Origin of the sequence: Dyella solisilvae (assembly GCF_003351225.1) — a bacterium.
GTDB classification, from domain to species: domain Bacteria; phylum Pseudomonadota; class Gammaproteobacteria; order Xanthomonadales; family Rhodanobacteraceae; genus Dyella; species Dyella solisilvae.
In genome coordinates, this window is sequence record NZ_QQSY01000001.1 from 1,534,088 (window position 1) to 1,552,893 (window position 18,806).

Genomic DNA, 18,806 nt, shown 5'->3' on the forward strand with positions numbered 1-18,806 from the left:
GCCACTCACGGCGAGGCGCGACGGATGATCACCTTCGCGCCTCCTTCCGGCAGCGTCGTGGCCTGGGCTTTCACGCCCAATTCGGCCAGGGCGGTCAGCAAAGGCATCGGCATCAGCGGCGTCAGCACCTCCAACACCTGGCCCGGGCCGAGCCGGTCAACAGCTGCCAGCGTCTGCTGCATAGGCTCAGGTGGCGGCAATGATCGCAAGTCGAGCGTGGTTCGCTCGACCGACGCGCCGGTTCCGTTACATAGACAAGTACTCATGCGGCCATTTCAACGAAAGCTGTACGGCGATGCGCTGACCCAGGTCAGCGCATCGCCAGGGGCGACTCGCACGATGGCTGACGCTCGGGAGTTACAGCGCCTGCTTGCCGCGCCATTCCAGTTGCAGCCACAGCTTGGTGTCGTCGTGGCTGAACTGATCCGCGTGGTAGCTGGCTACCTTGACCAGTCCGCTCAGGCCAGTCACCAATGGGAAGGCGAGCGACGCATCCCACTCGTTGCCGTAATGCGCACTGCCGTGATCCGCCTGATAGTCGTGATAGGACACGATCCAACCAAGCTTGCTGGCCCAGCCCGACTTGCCAAAGTTTCCATTGACGGTGGCGTAGTAGTCATTCAACCCGTTCACCGGAGTCCCCAGGAACTGATCGTTCCAGCCGTTGAACGCATGCAGGGTGGCCAAGGGCGTCTGCAAGGCGGTGTGGCCATCGCCACCCAGATGCTCCCAGCCGAGCTTGCCGGTGACGCCCCACTGCGTCCACGCCGGTTCCAGCAACCAGTAGCTGTGGGCGAAGTTTTGCGGATTGTTGGCGTAGTCGTACTGACGTGCGCCTTCCAGGGCCCAGCTGAAACCACCCTCCCGCGCGAGCGCGCCGACCCAACGAACGCCATAGGTTTCGGTCGAGGCGGTCGGGACGTCCTTGTCCTTGTGCAGGTACGCATAACCTGTGACCTGCTGGCCGCCGTACGCCCACGCGGCATTGAGCAGGTGCGTGTTGAGCAAACGCTCTCGAGCAAGCGGATTGATCGCATCAGGCCCGGCCACGCGATTCACCTTGTCCAGCCAGTCGTAACGCAGCGTCCAATCGGCGGCCGGCTTCCACTGCAGGTCCACGGCGTCGAAGGTCTGTTCGAACTGCCGCCAGCCGGAATTGCCGATCCAGCGCTGGTTGTCGAGCATGATCTCCTGGCGGCCGGCCTTGGCTGCGAAGTTGCTGCCCTGCCATGCCAGCCAGGCTTGGTTGAGCTCCGTGCCGTGCGGATCGTTGACGGTCGGATATTGAGTCTGTCCGTTGGCGCCGCTGTTGTAGTGATCGTTTGCGGCGGCCACGCCTGCGCCTTCCACAAAGGCGCTCCATCCGTCACCAAGATTCGCGCGCAGGCCGAGGCGAAGACGCAACGTAATCGCTTCGGCATCGCGCTGGTAGGCATTGTCGTCCACCTGCTCCTGGCGAAGCCGCGCGTTCCATTCAACCTGCAACGGTGGCGACGGGTCCGTGCTCGACTGCGCGTGCGCGACAGCGGTCAAACCAAGCATGGCCAATCCACAAGCCGCCAATGACCGGCGATGGCATCCTGTATTCATCGTGTAACTCCTATTGATCTACTCCCCATGGAGTGGAAGTAGTCTCGACAGGTACACGCATCAGCAGCCTGACCGTAGTCAAGCCAAACATGCTTGAAGAGCAAATGTGACAACGCGCCACGCGCTTCACCGACAATGCAAGACCGACGTCGTTTGCTCGTTGAAAACAGCAACGACGCAGTGATCGTCGCTCCGTCATGCCACGAATCGCCTGCTTACTGGTCTATGCGCTTTCTTCCACGACGAAAGCACATCGTTAATGTTTGAGATCGACACGCCATGAGATAGCAAGCATGCCGCGAGGAACAGACGACGGCCGGGTGCATCGCGATTCGCTGACCTACCGCCCGTGAACGCGAACGTGTGTAGGTGAGCCGCGATGAGGAAGAGGACCGACTGCCACGAAGCGAAGATGCAATAACGCATCGCATTTATCATTGCGATGAAAGTGCACGAACAGATGAAATAAGGCGGTTAGCGATGCAAAAGTCGCTCGGATGCCACGGGGAGGCGGCCCACCAATCAGCCACCTTTCTGCGCGATCCTGTCGCAGTCTCATATATGCGAGGAAGATCGAAGATCTCACGAGAGTCCGCAATCCCTTCGCAGTCAACGAGAGCATCACTGCACGCGGCGATGTTGTTATGTTGGGATGCTGTAATCGACAGTCAGTTCGACGACGCGTGCAACGCCTTGTCGACAGCCTGTGCGAACTCAGGGTCGAGACGACCGATGATGTTCGTTCGCGCAACGATGCGGCCATCCGGATCGAGCAACAGGAGCTCACTGGAGTGGTTGAAATCGCCATCGGGCAAAGGGCGATACTGGACACCGAGCAGCGCGGCCAGCTGCCTCGTCGCGACCGGTTCGGCACGCGCCAGCGTCCAGCGGGGCGCATCTAGCTTGCGTCGCTCGGCGTACTGGCGCAACGCCTCCACACTGTCTCGCGCGGGATCGAAGCTGATGAGCAACAAGCCAAGACGGTCGCGGTCCGCCTCATCCACGGACTTCTGGGTCAGCTTCATGGTGTCCACGATCATGGGGCACACCATGGAGCAGGATGAGTAGAACATCGCGACCAGCTGCACCTGTCCGCGCCGCGCATCCAGCGGCCAGGTCTTGCCACCCTGGTCGGTAAGCTGTGCGTTGAGCTGGTATATGGAATCTCCCGGCAGCGGCGTCGTCGCGTGAAGCGTACCCACCAGCAGCAGACACAGCAGCGCGAACAGTCTTTTCATCGCTCAGACCTCACTTCGACCGGGCGCAGCGGAAGCCCAGATTGGTAGTGGTGTTGGGCGCCTTGAGCGAGGACAAAATGGCCACGCGCATCAGGGTGGCGTAGTTCTCCTTTTCCCGCATGCTGATGGCGCCCGCGCCACAGAATTTGAACTTGTCGGCGCCGTCCTGATCGCGGCTGTCGCTGCCGACCAGCAGCGCATTGAAGTCGTCCACCCACTCCCACACGAGCCCATTGAGGTCGCGTACGCCGTGAACGTCCGGTGATCCGCCGACGTCGGGCAAGGGGACATTGGAGGGGCGGCCGTACCAGCGCAGTACGCGCTCGCGCCAGGCAGGATCCTGACGGGCGTCGGCCCGGTGGCTATCCGCCGCCGCGGCATATTCCCACTCGTACCAGGTGGGCAGGCGCGCGTGTTCGCTCTCGCAGAATGCTTCGGCGGCAAACCAGCTGACACGAGTCACTGGCTGCGCGGCCGATATGGAACCGCCGAGGCTGTCGGCGCTGGCCCAATGGGACAGATAGTCGCCATCGGCGAAGACGCCGGCGATGCGATCGCGCCGCCATTCGGGATGTTTGAGGGTGAAGGCCAGGAACTCACCGTTGGTCACTGGCTCGGTGCGCAGCGCGAACGGTGCGATCTGCGCCGGAGCAGCCTTGCCGTCGGCCGGCAGGACGCTGGGAAAGCTGCCTCCCGGCAGCGCGGCGTAGTCTGCCGCTGCTGCCGGGAGGGCAAGCAGCAGGCCGGAAAGGATCGCGGCCAGCCACTTCATCTCAGTGCCCCGCCCCCGCTGCCGCCGGAGCCGGCGCGGCACGGACCTTGGACACCTCTTCCTTGCTGATCTGCCCACCCGGGTTGCCCCAGCTGTTGAGCACGTAGGTCAGGATGTTCGACACCTCGTCGTCGGTGAGCTGGCTCATCGGCGGCATGACCGAGTCGTAGTCCTTGCCGTTGACGGTCAGCTTGCCGGTGTGGCCGTGCAGCGGAATGCCAATCAGGTCTTCCTTGCTCAGCTTGGCCAGGAAGTCCGACTTCGCCAGCGGCGGGAACACATTCTCCAGACCTTCACCATTGGCCTGGTGGCAGACCGAGCAGGTGCCGGTGAACAGCTGCTTGCCGGCGGCGATCTGTTCGTCCTTGCTCAGCGTGCCGCTGGCGTTGGCCTTGGCGGCAACCGCCACCGCCTTCAGGTTCGGATTGGCGCGGTCACCGAGGTACACGGAGTCCACTTCCTTGCCCGAGTAAATCGCCTTGTTCTCCGGTCCGTCCACCTTGAGGATGCCCATGGCGCCCTTGTTGAATGCACGGAAGATCGAGTGGTCGACCAGCACATAGCTGCCGGGAACGTCGACATGGAACTCGGCCATCATCGCGCCGCCGGCGGGGATGAGCGTGGTCTGCACGTTCTCCTGGGCGTTCTTGCCACCTTCGTAGTACACGCGATCGAAAATTTCACCGATCACGTGGAAGCTCGACACCAGGTTCGGGCCGCCGTTGCCGACGAACAGGCGCACGTTGTCACCCACCTTGGCGGTCAGCGCATGGTCGCCGGTGAGCGAACCTTCGTGGCCGTTGAACAGCACGTAGGTCGGATGCTCGTCGATAGCCTTGTCCATGTCGAACGGCTGGTGGCCCTTCTCGCGGTACTTGCCCGTGGTGTAGAAGTCGCCCTGCATCACGTAGTACTCGTGATCGACCTTGGGCAGGCCTTGCGGCGGCTCGACCAGGATCAGGCCGTACATGCCGTTGGCGATGTGCATGCCTACCGGCGCGGTGGCGCAGTGATAGACGAAGAGACCCGAGTTGAGCGCCTTGAAGGTGAACTGGCTCTCGTGGCCCGGCGCGGTGAAGCTCGACGCGGCGCCACCGCCCGGACCCGTCACACCGTGCAGGTCGATGTTGTGCGGCATCTTGCTGTCGGGCGAGTTCTTCAGGTGGAACTCCACCGTGTCACCCTGGCGCACGCGGATGAAGCTGCCGGGCACGGTGCCGCCGAAGGTCCAGTAGGTGTAGGTGACGCCTTCAGAGATCTGCATCTCTTTCTCGACCACCTCCAGGTCCACGATGACCTTGGCCGGGTAGTTGCGATGAATCGGCGCCGGCACGTTCGGCGGCACACCGAGCTGGGCATGAATGGGCTCACCTTGCGGTGGGCCGAAGTCCACAGGCGCTTCCAGCGGTGCGGGACTGGCGGCCGCAACGATGGCCAGTGGGGCGCCGCCGGTCGCCTTGCCGGCGAGCACGGCGCCAGGCACCAGGCCGGCGGCGATGAGTACAGTAGCTAACAGTCGTGACATGGGTTTCTCCCTTGATTCCCGGCGCTAGCCTAGGCAGCGCTGCGATTCCTCGCTTGATCAATGTCAGAGTCCAAGCATGCCGTGGCCTAATGCGTCAACCTGCCACGGACCATCGCTCGACTCAGCTTGTGCACTCGCCGCGAGCGAGCTCGCGCAGGCGCTCGCGATTGAGCAGCGTGACTGCGCGTCCGTTGATGTCGATCAGTCCCTGGCAGCGGAACCGGCCCAACACGCGGCTCACCGTCTCGGCAGCCAGGCGCAGATAGTTCGCCATGTCGCCGCGAGCCATGCTCAGGCGAAAACGCGTGCCGGAGAAGCCACGCGCCTCGTAGCGATCGCCGAGGTCAAGCAGGAACGCGGCCATGCGTTCGTCAGCGGTGTGGTCCGCCGCCAGCAGGGTCGCCGTGCCCAGCTCTTTGCTCAGCAGGCGGAACAGGTGCTGCTGCAGCACCGGCATGCGCGATGCCAGCGCGGTCATCGCCGGGAACGAGAAGCGGCAGAACTGCGCCGCTTCAAGCGCCACTGCATCGCAGGGGAAGTGGTCCGGGTAGATGGCGTTCAGGCCGATGACTTCGCCCGGAAGATAGAAGCCGAGCACCTGTTCGCGGCCGTCCTTGTCCACCACGCAGGTTTTCACCGTGCCGGCGCGCACGGCATAGATGGCGCGGAACGGGTCGCCCGTGCGAAACACGTGAGAGCCGGCGCGATAGGGCCCGACGTGCTCCACCAGGCAATGCAGCTGGGAGAGCTCCGGCTTGCCGTATCCCACCGACAGGCAGGCGTCGGAAAAGGCGCAGGTGCTGCAGAAGTGGACTTCGTCGCCGTCATCCGCAATGGGGTTGCACAGGTCGAGTGTGCAGTCTGTGGGTTTACCGGAAAGCATGGTCAGCCCCCTGGCTGGATTGCATTCGTCAGATCGTGCGCGAGTAACGGGAAGATTCGGTGGGGTTGTTGAGGTAGGCGTCGAACGACATGGCGACGTTGCGCAGCAGCAGCCGTCCGCGCGCGGTCACGCGGATGACCGACTCGTCGAAGGTCACCAGGCCATCGGATGCCTGCTCGCGCAACCGCTCCAGTTCCCTGCCGAAGCGGTCAGCGAAGTCGAGCTGGTGCTGCCTGCCGAATGCGTGCATGTCCAGCTCGCCATGGCACATCAGCTCGCCGATCACGGCGCGGCGCAGGATGTCGTCTTCCTCCAGCGCGATGCCACGGGCCACCGGCAGGCGGCCCGCATCCAGCGCGGCGTAATAGCCGATGAGATCCCTGGCGTTCTGACTGTAGCTGTCGCCAATGCGACCGATGGCGCTCACGCCCAGGCCGATGATGTCGCAGTCGCCGTGGGTGGAATAACCCTGGAAGTTGCGCTGCAGGGTACGGCTGCGCTGTGCCTGCGAGAGTTCGTCATCGACACGCGCAAAGTGGTCCATGCCGACGTAGACGTAACCCGCATCGCACAGGCGCTTGAAGGCGTGACCGAACAGGGCCAGTCGCGTCGCCGGATCGGGCAGTTCGGCCGCGTCGATCTGGCGCTGCGCCTTGAACAGTTTGGGGAGATGCGCGTAGCCGTAGACCGCGATGCGGTCGGGCGCCAGTCCGAGCACTTCGTCGAGCGTGCGGTCAAAGCCGCCGATAGTCTGGCGAGGCAACCCGTAGATGAGGTCCACGCTGACTGAGCCGTAACCCGAGTCACGTGCGGCATCGATCACTTCGCGGGTCTGTTCCACGCTCTGGATGCGGTTGACCGCCGCCTGCACCGCTGGATCGAAATCCTGGATGCCCACCGACATGCGGTTGAAGCCGAGCTTGGCCAGTTCGGTGATATAGCGGCCGTCGGCGAAGCGGGGATCGATCTCGATGCCGTACTCGCGTTCGCCGGTACGGCGGTAGTTGAAGTTTCGCTCCAGCATTTCCACCAGCGCGGTCATGCGGGGGGCGTCGAGGAAGTTGGGGGTGCCTCCCCCGAAGTGCAGCTGCTTCACTGGCCGGTCGCGGTCGAACAGCGGGCCGACCATCGCGATCTCGCGATACAGCCGTTGCAGGTATTCATCCGCCTTGCTGATCTCGCGCGTGATGACGCGCATGCAGCCGCAATAGAAGCAGGGGCTGAAGCAGAACGGGACGTGGACGTAGACCGACAGCGGTCGCGGCATCAGCTCTTCGTTGGAGGCTTTTGCCGCGGCCCGCAGGGCCGCTTCATCGAATCCGGTGTGGAACTGGGGCGCCGTCGGATAGCTCGTATAGCGAGGGCCGGCGACGTCATAGCGCGCGATCAGCGCGGCATCGAATTCGGGGACGATGGTAGGAGTGCGCATGCGCGGCAGTATTGGGCCCGGCATGCGCGCCGAAACTGACGTTGATCAGTTTCCTGCGACAAATTGCGTAGGACTGCAGCGCAAATCCCTGTGGTAAAGCGCCGCAGCCCCTCCATCCCGCCGTTCAGTGCGTCAAAGGCGCAATGGTTTGCTCGATGGCGCCGAAAATCGAAGCGCCAGCCGGGTCGGTAACTTCGATGCGCAAGGTGTCGCCGAACTTCAGGAACGGCGTGCTCGCCTTGCCGTCGCGCAGGGTCTCCACCGTGCGCTGCTCGGCCAGGCAGGAGGCGCCCTTGCCGGTGTCCTCGTTGGCGATGGTGCCCGAGCCGACGATCGTGCCGGCAGTCAGGGGACGGGTCTTGGCCGCGTGGGCGACCAGCTGGGCAAAGCTGAACTGCATGTCCACGCCGCATTCGGCCTCGCCGAACCACTGGCCGTTGAGCCAGGTGCGCATCGGCAGGTGCAGCTTGTCGTCCCGCCAGGCGTCGCCCAGCTCGTCGGGGGTGACCAACACCGGCGACAGGGCCGAGCGCGGCTTGGACTGCAGGAAGCCGAAGCCCTTGGCCAGCTCGGCCGGGATCAGCCCGCGCAGCGAGACGTCGTTGACCAGACCCACCAGCTGGATGTGGCCACTCGCCTGATCCGGCGTGACCGCCATCGCCACGTCGTCGGTGATGACCACCACCTCCGCCTCCAGGTCGATGCCGTAGTGCTCGCTGGGCACCACCACCGGGTCGCGCGGGCCGAGGAAGCCGGCGCTGGTGGCCTGGTACATCAGCGGGTCGGTGTAGAACGACTCGGGCACCTCGGCGCCGCGGGCGCGACGCACGCGCTCCACGTGCGGCAGGTAGGCGCTGCCGTCCACGAATTCATAGGCGCGCGGCAACGGCGAGGCGAGCGCGGCCATGTCCAGTGCGAAGGCGCCAGCGGCCTTGCCGGCATTGAGCTCGTCGGACAGCGCATTCAGGCGCGGCGCCACGTTCGACCAGTCGTCCAGTGCGGCCTGCATGGTGGCGGCGATGCCGCTGGCCTTCACCGCCTTGGTGAGGTCTCGGCTGACCACGATCAGCGTGCCGTCGCGGCCGCCTTCCTTCAGGGAACCCAATTTCATGTTTTGCTCCGCGGACTGTGCACAGGCAGCAGCCCAGTGGTTCTTGGTTGATTCGGTGAGCCGGCGCTTACTTGCCGGTGAAATGCTTTTGGATGCCCTGCCAGCACTCGTAGTAGTTGCCCTGCAACTCCTTCGCCTCCAGCGCCTGACGGGTCGGATGGATCACCCGGCGCGTCTCGAACATGAAGGCCATGGTGCCGGTGATCAGGTCTGGCTGGGACAGGTCACGGGTCGAAGCCTTCTCGTAGGTGGCCGCATCCGGACCATGGCCGCTCATGCAATTGTGCAGCGAGGCGCCGCCCGGCACGAAGCCTTCGGCCTTGGCGTCATAGGCGCCGGTGATCAGCCCCATGAACTCGCTGGCGATATTGCGGTGGAACCACGGCGGCCGGAAGGTGTTCTGCGCCACCAGCCAGCGCGGCGGGAAGATCACGAAATCCATGTTGCTCACGCCCGGGGTGTCGCTGGGCGAATGCAGCACCAGGAAGATGCTCGGATCAGGGTGGTCATAACTGATCGAGCCGATGGTGTTGAATCGGCGCAGGTCGTACTTGTACGGCGCGTAGTTGCCATGCCAGCCCACCACGTCCAGCGGCGAGTGGTCGATCTTCGCGCGCCACAGGTCGCCCTGGAATTTGGCGATCAGCTCGAAGTTGCCTTCGATGTCTTCATAGGCGGCGACCGGCGTGAGGAAGTCGCGCGGATTGGCCAGGCCGTTGCTGCCGATTGGCCCTAGGTCCGGCAGGCGCAGCAGCGCGCCGAAGTTCTCGGCGACGTAGCCTCGCGCCGATTCGTCCAGCAGTTCCACGCGGAAGCGTACGCCGCGCGGGATCACCGCCACTTCCAGCGGCTCGATCTCGACGATGCCGAACTCGGTCGCCAGGCGCAGGCGGCCCAGCTGCGGCACGATCAGCAGCTCGCCGTCGGCGTTGTAGAAATAGCGCCCTTCCATCGAGCGGTTGGCTGCATACAAATGGATGCCCACGCCCGATTGCTCACCCGGGCCACCGTTGCCGGCCATGGTGACCAGGCCATCAATGAAATCCGTCGGGGTGGAGGGCAGCGGAAGCGGGTCCCAGCGCAGCTGATTGGGGTTGGCCGGCGCCTCGCCGAAGCGATTGTGGAAACGGCCGGCCGGCATCGCCTCGAACGGGTGATGCATCGCCGCCGGGCGGATGCGGTACAGCCAGCTGCGGCGATTGCTATGACGCGGCGCGGTGAAGGCGGTGCCGGATAGCTGTTCGGCGTACAGACCGTGCGCCGCGCGCTGGGGCGAGTTCTGGCCCTCGGGAAGCACGCCGGGCATGGCCTCGGTGGCGAACTCGTTGGCGAAACCGGTTTGGAAACCGTTGCTGGCCTTCTCAGACATACGCACGCCTTTGGCTTTGCTAAAGCCCCTCTCCCTCCGGGAGAGGGGTTGGGGTGAGGGTCCGGTATTCAACGGCGCCGAGGATCGCCTCTAGCACCGCATGGGTCTCGTTCAGTACTTCGTTGTCCCAATAGCGCAGAACTTTCAGGCCCCGGCTTGCGAGAAAGGACGTGCGCTTGTGGTCCGTTTCGGCCTTGTGCTGCGAGCCATCGAGTTCAACGACAACTTTGGCAGCCTCGCAGTAGAAATCAACGATGTAAGGAGGAACAGGATGCTGGCGACGAAACTTCCAGCCATTCAGTCGCCCGGCGCGTAGATGCTGCCACAGGCGTTGTTCGGCTTCGGTCGTTGCTTGCCGCAAAACACGAGCATGCTTGAGCGTCCTTGTTGGTAGCGGCGGCATCCTGCCTTTTTGCATGCCCGCACCCTCTCCCCCACCCCTCCCCCAAGGGGGAGGGGCTTGCGGGTCTTACAGCACGCCGCGCTTCATCTGGTCGCGCTCGATCGACTCGAACAACGCCTGGAAGTTGCCTTCGCCGAAGCCTTCGTTGCCCTTGCGCTGGATGATCTCGAAGAAGATCGGGCCGATGTTGTTCTGCGTGAAGATCTGCAGCAGCTTGCGCTGCTTGGTCTCCGGATCGGCGTCGATCAGGATCTTGTTCTTCGCCAGGCGCGGCACGTCCTCGCCATGGTTCGGGATGCGCAGGTCGATCACGTCGAAATAGGTGTCCGGCGTGTCGAGGAATTCCACGCCCTTGGCGCGCATCGCCTCCACCGTGTCGTAGATGTTGTCGGTGAACATCGCGATGTGCTGGATGCCCTCGCCGTGATAGGCGTCGAGGTATTCGTTGATCTGCGACTTCGGATCGCTCGATTCATTGAGCGGGATGCGCACGATGCCATCCGGCGCGGTCATCGCCTTGGACACCAGCCCCGTCTTGGCGCCCTTGATGTCGAAGTAGCGGATCTCGCGGAAGTTGAACAGGCGCTCGTAGTAATCGGACCACTTCTGCATGTTGCCGAAGTAGAGGTTGTGCGTGAGGTGGTCGATGAAGGTCAGGCCAAAACCCTTCGGGTGCTGATCGGCGCCCGGTATCGGCGCGTAGTCATCGCCATAGATGCTGCCGTTGTCACCGTACTGGTCGACCAGGTAGAGCATGCAATCGCCGATGCCCTTCACCACCGGCGCGTTCACGGCCTTGGTGGCTTCGCCCTTGGCGCCCACTTCCTCACCGCCATTGGCCATCACCATGGCGCGCACGTCGCCGGACGGCTTGCGGAAGCGGATGGCGAAGCCTGCTGCACAGGGGCCATGCGCCTTTGCGAATTCGGCAGCGAAGGAGTCCGGATCCTCGTTGACCAGCAGGTTCACGTCGCCCTGGCGGTAGACCGTGATCGCGCGGGACTTGTGCTTGAGCACCGGGGAGAATCCCATGCGCTTGAACAAGGCGTGCAGCTCCGGGCCACGACCCGCCGGGGCAGCGAATTCAACGAACTCGAAACCGTTGATGCCCATGGGGTTTTCGAAGGTGGTCACCTGCATGCCAAGATTGGGCTGCGCGCTCATGGGGATCTCCTGAAGAATCGATGCTCAATGGCCTACGCCAAGCGTGCGACCATCCTCATAATCCTGACGTTATAGTTACATATGAAACCACTTGCAAGGAGCGTAGCAGCAGTGCCCGAAGAACACCACCCAGACCACGCCCCGCTGGAGCTCGAGCGTTTCCTGCCCTACCGGCTCTCGATCCTTTCCAATGCTGTCAGCCAGGCCATTGCCGACGATTACCAGCGGCGATTCGACCTGAGCATGACCGAGTGGCGAGTGATGGCCGTGCTGGCCCGCTTCGACGGGCTGTCGGCCCGCGAGGTCGCCGAGCGCACCCTGATGGACAAGGTGGCGGTGAGCCGCGCCCTGGCCAAACTGGTCGAGGCTGGCTGGGTGACGCGCGCGACCCATGACGGCGACAAGCGCCGTTCCGTGCTGGGATTGAGCGAGGCTGGCTGGGCGGTGCACGAAGTGGTCGCCCCCATGGCCCGCCAGCACGAGCGCAACCTGCTGGCCCGCCTGGACGAGGAAGAACGCACCTGGCTGGTGCGCATCCTCGACAAGCTGCAGGCGATGGAACCGAAATAAGCGTCAGGCGTCTCGCCTGGTTTGCGTCACTCCCGCGGGGGCGGGAGCGCTGTACCACAGCAAAGCTGGCCATCCAGCAAGTTCGGGGGCATGGAAAGCTGACGACAAGGGATTCCCGCACTCGCCCCCTTCGGGGTTCGCGAGACTGACGGGAGGGGTGAGTGTGTCCTTATTTCACGCCGTGCATGAGCCGGTTGATCAGTGGCGCGATCAGGAATAGCACCGCGCCGGCCCCGGCCAGCAGCCAGAAACTGAAGGTGAAGCCGCTCAGCGCGGAGGCGACGGTCATGCCGGTCTTGCCGCTGACGTGGCCGGCAAAGATGCCCGAGAGGTTGTTGCCGATGCCGGTGGAAAGGAACCAGCCACCCATCGCGAAGCCCACCAGGCGCACCGGCGCGAGCTTGGTCACCATCGACAGGCCGATCGGCGACAGGCACAGCTCGCCGAGGGTCTGCAGCACGTAGACCAGCACCAGCGGCCAGAACGGGATGAGATGGCGGCTGTCCACGAGGCTGGACAGCGCGTACATCAGCACCACGAAGGCCAGCGCGTTGCCCAGCAGGCCCAGGCCGAACTTGCGGGGGATGGAGGGTTCCAGCTTGCGCTGGTCCAGCCAGCCCCAGGCGATCGACACCAGCGGCGCCAGCAACACCAGCGCCAGCGGCGCGACCGACTGGAACCAGCCCACCGGGAACACCCAGCCACCGAACAGCTCGCGGTCGACAATGTTTTGCGCGAGGAAGTTGAACGAGCTGCCGGCCTGTTCGTAGAACATCCAGAACAGCACGTTGAACACGAAGATGATCAGCATGGCGATCACGCGGTCGCGCTGCACCTTGCCCTCGCGGAAGCCCTCTACCAGCAGCAGCAGCGACAAGCCGACGAACAGGGCGCTCAGCATCCACTGCAAGACCACGGCGCCGGCCTTGGCCATCATCACGTAGACCAGCGGAATGGCAAGCACGCAGCCGATCACCACATAGGCCACGCGCAGGCGGCTGGCCTGGTCCGGCGCGGGGCGGCCTACGCCCTTGAGCTGGCGGCGGCCGATCCAGAACCAGAACAGGCTCACCAGCATGCCCAGCCCGGAGGCCAGGAACACCAGCTTGTAGTTCTGCTCCATCGGCGTGTCGGTGAAGTGGCTGGCCAGCCAGCCGGTGAGCAGCGGCGAGAACAACGCGCCGGCGTTGATGCCCATGTAGAACAGGGTGAAGCCGCGGTCGCGGCGCGCATCGGCCATGCCATAGAGCTGCCCGACCATCGAGGAAATGTTGGGCTTGAACAGGCCGTTGCCCACGATGACGGTGGACAGGCCGAACAGGAACACCTGCTCGTTCGGCAGCATGATCATGAACAGGCCGGCCGCCATCACGACCGCGCCGACCAGGATCGAGCGCTGGTAGCCGATGATGCGATCGGCCACGTAGCCGCCGAACACCGCCGCCGCATACACCAGCGCCAGATAAGCGCCGTACGTGCGGCTGGCGAAGGCCTGCCCCGACGGATCGCCCTTGAAGAACTCCGCCACGATGTACAGGGTCAGCGCCCAGCGCATGCCGTAGAAGGCGAAGCGCTCCCAGAACTCGGTCATGAACAGCATCCACAACGGTCGCGGATGGCCCATGGTCTGGGGGTATTCGGGGATCGCCTTGAGGGTGGCGGTGGTGTCGCTCATGCAATTTCCATAGAGGCTGGATCGGCGCCCGTGCGCCACTCGTAATTTCTTGCGCCTCTAAAGATGTAACCGGCCACCGCCGCGTCCGTCAAATGCGGCGCACCATTCCGTGGCGCGACCGCCGGTGGTTTCGGCGGCCCAGGCTCAGCGCACGCCGTGCATCAGGCGATTGATCAGCGGGGAAATCAGCAGCAACAGCACGCCGGCGCCCGCCAGCAGCCAGAAGCTGAAGGTGAAGCCCGCCAGCGCGGACGCCGCAGTCATGCCGCTCTCGCCGCTGATCTCTCCGGCCAGCAGGCCCGACAGGTTGCCTCCCACCGCCATCGACAGGAACCAGCCGCCCATCGCCACGCCCACCACGCGCGGCGGCGCCAGCTTGGTCACCATCGACAGGCCGATCGGCGACAGGCACAGCTCGCCGATGGTCTGCAGCACATAGCAGGCGGTCAACGGCCAGAACGGGATCAGCCCGTGGCTGTCGACCGAATAGGTCAGCGCATACATCAACGCCGTGAAACCGAGGCCGTTGAACACCAGGCCCAGTCCGAACTTGCGGGGGATCGACGGCTCCTTGTGGCGCCGCGCCAGCCACGACCACACCTGCGTCACCAGCGGCGCCAGCACGATGATCGCCACCGGGCTCACCGACTGGAACCAGCCCACGGGGAACGTCCAGCCGCCGAACATCTGGCGGTCGACCATGTTCTCCGCCAGGAAGTTGAACGAGGTGCCGAGCTGGAAGTACATCATCCAGAACAGGATGTTGAAGGCGAAGATGATCAGCATCGCGATCACGCGATCGAGCTGCACGCGGTCATGACGCACCGCCTCCACCACCAGCATCGCGGCCACGCCGACGAACAACAGGCTCAGCAACCACTGCAGGCCGCTCGCGCCAATGAACGCCAACAGCAGATAGACCAGCGGCACCGCCACCGCCACGCCCACCAGCACCCACACCACGCGCATGCGATTGGTCTGGTCGGGCGCAGGACGACCCACGTTGCGCAGGCCGCGACGGCCAAACCAGAACCACAACAGGCTCAGCGCCATGCCAACGCCGGCCGCGGCGAACACGATGCGATAGTTCTCCTGCGTCGGCGTGTCGGTGAAATAACCGGCCAGCCAGCCGGTCAGCAGCGGCGCCAGCAGCGCGCCACCATTGATGCCCATGTAGAACAGCGTGAAACCGCGGTCGCGGCGCTCATCCTTGGGGCCATAGAGCTGGCCGACCATCGACGAAATGTTTGGCTTGAACAGGCCGTTGCCAACCACCACCATCGCCAGCCCGAGCAGGAACAGCTCCTTGCTCGGCAGCATCACCACGAACAGTCCCAGCGCCATCACCAGGGCGCCGATCAGGATCGATCGCTGGTAGCCGATGACCTTGTCCGCCACGAAGCCGCCAAAGATGCTGGTGGCGTAGATCAGCGCGGTATAGGCGCCGTAGATCTTGCTGGCCCAGGCCTCGCCCGCCGGATCGCCGTGGAAGAAGTGCGCCACGATGTACAGGGCCAGCGCCCAGCTCACGCTGTAGAACGCGAAGCGTTCCCAGAACTCGGTCATGAACAACATCCACAGCGGTCGTGGATGCCCCAGCATCTGCGGGAAGTCGGGCGTGGACGCGGGTGCGGTCTCGGTGGTGTTGCTCATGCATGCCCCTTTGCAAGCGAAGCGGCGCCATGTACGCCGCCGGAAATGATGTCGGAGCCTGTTCGCGACCTCGGCCTCGAGGCCGCCTCTTCGTCATCTTCGCGTAAGCGTGAATGACGGTGAGCTGGCAACCGCCGTTTCGGAGGCGTGAACAAGCGCTGGTGGTGGAATCGGGAATGGTGACGAATCAGCTACCCAGTTCCGTACGCACATCCAGCAATTCGGGGAAAAACTCCAGGTCCAACGCCTTCTTGAGGAAGGACACGCCGGAGGAACCGCCCGTGCCGCGACGGTGGCCGATAATCCGCTCCACGGTTTTCATGTGACGGAAACGCCAGAGCTGGAAACTGCCCTCCATGTCCACCAGTTGCTCGCACATGTGGTACTCGGGCCAGAACGCCATGCGGTCTTCGTAAATGCGCTTGAACACCGGCAGCAGGCCCTGATGGCGCTGGTACGGCTGCGACCAGTCGCGCTCGGTCAGTTCCTGCGGCACGGCGTGGCCGCGGCGGGCCAGGTAGCGCAGGAACTCGTCATACAGGCTGGGCGCCTCGAGCACGGCGCGCAACGCTTCCTGCGCCGCCGGGTCATAGGCAAACACCTGCAGCATCTGGGCATTCTTGTTGCCCAACAGGAACTCGATCTGCCGGTACTGCAGCGACTGGAAGCCCGAAGACGAGCCCAGCACGCCGCGAAATTCCAGGTACTCCGACGGCGTCAGCGTCTCCAGCACCGCCCACTGCTCGAACAGCTGCCGCTGCACGTGCTTCACCCGCGCCAGGATTTTCAGGCAGGGATCAAGCTCGTCGCGCTGCAGGTGGGCGATGGCGGCCTTCAGCTCATGGATGAGCAGCTTCATCCACAGCTCCGAGACCTGGTGCTGCACGATGAACAACATCTCGTCGTGATGCGGCGGATCGCTCAACGGTTGTTGCGCGGTCAGCAGCTGGTCCAGCCGCAGATAGCCGCCATAGGTCAGTCGCCCGTTCAGGTCGAGTTCGATACCGGCCTCAAGGTCGCGCTGGTTCGTGGTCATGGCCTGCCTGCTAGCGGTGGAATACGCATGTTAACCGCTTGCGAAGACTGCGCCGTACCCGTGCGCATGCTGCACCGTGCCTTGCGGCGCAACATGAGGCCCTGTAACAATTTTGGTCTTGCTCAGGGCTTTACGTCCGCCGCTGGCCCCACTGGATGGGCCGCCGACGCCCCCGCACCCCATTTTTTCATTACTCACTCCGGGAGCGAGTCGTGTCCATCGCCGCCAAGTTCGAAATCGAATACCTGCAGTATCTCGACGCGGACGGCAAGCAGGTCCGTGACGATCTGCCTGCCTTCGCCAAGGATCTCGACCACATGGTCGAGCTGTACAAGCTGATGATGTCGACCCGTGTGTTCGATGCGAAGTCGGTCGCCCTGCAGCGCACCGGCAAGCTGGGCACCTACGCCAGCTGCCTGGGCCACGAAGCGGCGCACGTCGGCATCGGCAGCGCCATGAAGCCAGAAGACGTGTTCGCGCCCAGCTATCGCGAATACGGCGCCCAGCTCTACCGCGGCGTGCAGCCGCGCGAGGTGTACATGTACTGGGGCGGCGACGAGCGCGGCAACGACTACCAGAAGGAGCCGGCGCGCCACGATTTCGCCTGGTCGGTGCCGATCGCCACGCAGTGCCTGCATGCCGCCGGCTCCGCGCTGGCGTTCAAGATCCGCAACGAGAAGCGCGTGGCCGTGTGCACTATCGGTGACGGTGGTTCGTCCAAGGGCGACTTCTACGGCGCCATCAACATCGCCGGCGCGCAGAACCTGCCGCTCGTGGCTGTCATCGTCAACAACCAGTGGGCCATTTCGGTGCCGCGCAAGATCCAGTCGGGCGCCCCGACGCTGGCGCAGAAGGGCATCGCGGCTGGCCTGTACTGCATCCAGGTGGATGGCAACGACATCATCGCCGTGCGCAAGGCCATGGGCGACGCCCTGGACCGCGCCCGCAACGGCGAGGGCGGCAGCGTGCTGGAGCTGGTCACCTATCGCCTCAGCGACCACACCACCGCCGACGACGCCCGCCGCTACCGCGGTGAGCAGGAAGTGAAGGACGCCTGGGCGAAGGAGCCGATGAAGCGCCTGCGCGCCTGGCTGGTCGCCAAGGGCGTGTGGGACGACGCCAAGGAAGAGGCGTGGAAGAACGAGTGCGACGAGTGGATGGACAACGAGGTGAATGCCTACCTCGAGACCAAGACCCAGCCGGTCACGGCGATGTTCGACTACACCTTCGCCGAAGTCCCCGCTGATCTCGCCAAGCAGCGCGATCTCGCACTCCAGCTCGACAAGAAGGCCCACTAAGTCATGGCACAGATCACTCTTATCGAAGCCGTCACCCAGGCTCTCGCGTATGAAATGGCTCACGACGAAAGCGTCGTGGTGCTGGGCGAAGACGTCGGCGTGAACGGCGGCGTGTTCCGCGCCACCCAGGGCCTGCAGGAAAAATTCGGCGAACTGCGCGTGCTCGACACGCCGCTGGACGAAACCACCATCGCCGGTGTCACCGTGGGCCTCGCCGCCCAGGGCATGAAGCCGGTGGCCGAAGCCCAGTTCGAAGGCTTCATCTACCCGATGATGGAGCAGATCGCCTGCCACGCCGCGCGCCTGCGCAACCGCACCCGCGGTCGCATCACCGTGCCTGCCGTGTGGCGCGCCCCGTGGGGCGGCGGCATCCGTGCGCCGGAGCACCACTCCGAGGCGAACGAGCACCTGTTCACCAACATCCCGGGCCTGCGCGTGGTGATGCCGTCTTCGCCGGCACGTGCCTACGGCCTGCTGCTCGCCGCCATCCGCGATCCGGATCCGGTGATGTTCTTCGAGCCCAAGCGCATCTATCGCCAGTACAAGGAAGAAGTGCCCGATGACGGCGAGGCGCTGCCGCTGGACGTGTGCTTCGTGCTGCGCGACGGCACCGACGTCACCATCGTCACCTGGGGCGCCCAGGTGAAGGAAGCACTGGAAGCCGCCGACGAACTCGCCGCCGAAGGCATCAGCGCCGAAGTGATCGACGTGGCCACGCTGACCCCGCTGGACTTCGACACCATCGCCGAGTCGGTGCAGAAGACCGGTCGCTGCGTGATCGTGCACGAGGCGCCCAAGACCGCTGGCTTCGGCGCGGAAATCGCCGCCCGCATCGCCGAGGAGTGCCTGTATGACCTGCTGGCCCCGGTCGAGCGCGTCACCGGTTTCGACACGCACATCCCGCTGTTCCGCCTGGAGATGAAGTACCTGCCGAGCACCGAGCGCGTGGTGGAAGCCGCCAAGCGCACCCTGGCCGCCAGCTAACCGCATTTCTCGCTCGTCGTCCCGGCGAAAGCCGGGACCCAGCGACTTTAAAGGCACTGGATCCCGGCTTTCGCCGGGATGACGGAAAATGAAACTCTCCGCCTGT

Annotated in this window: 17 protein-coding genes; 3 read left to right on the forward strand and 14 right to left on the reverse strand. The window is 64.3% G+C overall.

Annotation, left to right across the window (positions count from 1 at the left end):
- Window positions 1-5: 5 nt before the first annotated feature.
- The 11 genes from DVT68_RS06735 to hppD form a co-directional block, all read right to left on the reverse strand.
- Window positions 6-266 (reverse strand): DUF2249 domain-containing protein, encoded by a 261-nt coding sequence (locus tag DVT68_RS06735; protein WP_114824209.1) that lies wholly within the window; start codon window positions 264-266, stop codon window positions 6-8.
- A gap of 91 nt (window positions 267-357) precedes the next feature.
- The gene (locus DVT68_RS06740) at window positions 358-1,542 is read right to left on the reverse strand and encodes an alginate export family protein (protein WP_233523367.1); all 1,185 of its coding nucleotides are present in this window, start codon (window positions 1,540-1,542) and stop codon (window positions 358-360) included.
- A 716-nt stretch (window positions 1,543-2,258) separates the two neighbouring features.
- Window positions 2,259-2,828 carry an SCO family protein gene (locus DVT68_RS06745; protein WP_114824211.1) on the reverse strand — a complete coding sequence of 190 codons (570 nt, stop codon included), beginning with the start codon at window positions 2,826-2,828 and terminating at the stop codon, window positions 2,259-2,261.
- Window positions 2,829-2,838: 10 nt separating this feature from the next.
- Entirely contained in the window at window positions 2,839-3,600 is a 762-nt protein-coding gene (locus DVT68_RS06750) for a formylglycine-generating enzyme family protein (RefSeq protein WP_114824212.1), read from the reverse strand.
- A 1-nt stretch (window position 3,601) separates the two neighbouring features.
- A complete protein-coding gene (gene nirK / locus DVT68_RS06755; protein ID WP_114824213.1) occupies window positions 3,602-5,125 on the reverse strand; it encodes a copper-containing nitrite reductase in 1,524 nt (507 codons plus the stop codon).
- Window positions 5,126-5,246: 121 nt separating this feature from the next.
- Complete coding sequence (locus tag DVT68_RS06760; RefSeq protein WP_114824214.1) at window positions 5,247-6,008, reverse strand: helix-turn-helix domain-containing protein; 762 nt, start codon at window positions 6,006-6,008, stop codon at window positions 5,247-5,249.
- A 28-nt stretch (window positions 6,009-6,036) separates the two neighbouring features.
- On the reverse strand, window positions 6,037-7,437 hold the full coding sequence (hemN, locus tag DVT68_RS06765) for an oxygen-independent coproporphyrinogen III oxidase (RefSeq protein WP_114824434.1): 1,401 nt from the start codon (window positions 7,435-7,437) through the stop codon (window positions 6,037-6,039).
- A 124-nt stretch (window positions 7,438-7,561) separates the two neighbouring features.
- Window positions 7,562-8,548, reverse strand: a complete 987-nt coding sequence (locus tag DVT68_RS06770) for a fumarylacetoacetate hydrolase family protein (RefSeq protein ID WP_114824215.1) — start codon at window positions 8,546-8,548, stop codon at window positions 7,562-7,564.
- Between the two features lie 67 nt (window positions 8,549-8,615).
- On the reverse strand, window positions 8,616-9,917 hold the full coding sequence (gene hmgA, locus DVT68_RS06775; protein ID WP_114824216.1) for a homogentisate 1,2-dioxygenase: 1,302 nt from the start codon (window positions 9,915-9,917) through the stop codon (window positions 8,616-8,618).
- Between the two features lie 19 nt (window positions 9,918-9,936).
- Window positions 9,937-10,335: an endonuclease domain-containing protein gene (locus DVT68_RS06780; RefSeq protein ID WP_233523368.1), complete on the reverse strand. Its 399-nt coding sequence runs from the start codon at window positions 10,333-10,335 to the stop codon at window positions 9,937-9,939.
- 51 nt (window positions 10,336-10,386) lie between these two features.
- Entirely contained in the window at window positions 10,387-11,460 is a 1,074-nt protein-coding gene (gene hppD, locus DVT68_RS06785) for a 4-hydroxyphenylpyruvate dioxygenase (RefSeq protein WP_114824436.1), read from the reverse strand.
- Window positions 11,461-11,565: 105 nt separating this feature from the next.
- Between hppD and DVT68_RS06790 the strand changes: the two genes are divergently transcribed.
- The gene (locus DVT68_RS06790) at window positions 11,566-12,054 is read left to right on the forward strand and encodes a MarR family winged helix-turn-helix transcriptional regulator (RefSeq protein WP_114824217.1); all 489 of its coding nucleotides are present in this window, start codon (window positions 11,566-11,568) and stop codon (window positions 12,052-12,054) included.
- Window positions 12,055-12,223: 169 nt separating this feature from the next.
- Here DVT68_RS06790 and DVT68_RS06795 read toward each other — a convergent pair whose 3' ends face one another.
- The 3 genes from DVT68_RS06795 to DVT68_RS06805 all read right to left on the reverse strand — a co-directional run bounded on the left by DVT68_RS06795 (window position 12,224) and on the right by DVT68_RS06805 (window position 16,418).
- Window positions 12,224-13,729, reverse strand: coding sequence for a peptide MFS transporter (locus tag DVT68_RS06795; protein ID WP_114824218.1), 1,506 nt, complete (start codon window positions 13,727-13,729; stop codon window positions 12,224-12,226).
- Between the two features lie 144 nt (window positions 13,730-13,873).
- Window positions 13,874-15,382: a peptide MFS transporter gene (locus DVT68_RS06800; RefSeq protein ID WP_114824219.1), complete on the reverse strand. Its 1,509-nt coding sequence runs from the start codon at window positions 15,380-15,382 to the stop codon at window positions 13,874-13,876.
- Window positions 15,383-15,569: 187 nt separating this feature from the next.
- Window positions 15,570-16,418: a tryptophan 2,3-dioxygenase gene (locus DVT68_RS06805; protein ID WP_114824220.1), complete on the reverse strand. Its 849-nt coding sequence runs from the start codon at window positions 16,416-16,418 to the stop codon at window positions 15,570-15,572.
- A gap of 212 nt (window positions 16,419-16,630) precedes the next feature.
- On the opposite strand from DVT68_RS06805, the gene pdhA reads away from it, so the two are divergent.
- Both pdhA and DVT68_RS06815 read left to right on the forward strand, forming a co-directional pair.
- Window positions 16,631-17,716 (forward strand): pyruvate dehydrogenase (acetyl-transferring) E1 component subunit alpha, encoded by a 1,086-nt coding sequence (pdhA, locus tag DVT68_RS06810; protein ID WP_114824221.1) that lies wholly within the window; start codon window positions 16,631-16,633, stop codon window positions 17,714-17,716.
- Between the two features lie 3 nt (window positions 17,717-17,719).
- Window positions 17,720-18,700, forward strand: coding sequence for an alpha-ketoacid dehydrogenase subunit beta (locus DVT68_RS06815; protein WP_114824222.1), 981 nt, complete (start codon window positions 17,720-17,722; stop codon window positions 18,698-18,700).
- The last annotated feature ends 106 nt before the right edge of the window (window positions 18,701-18,806 follow it).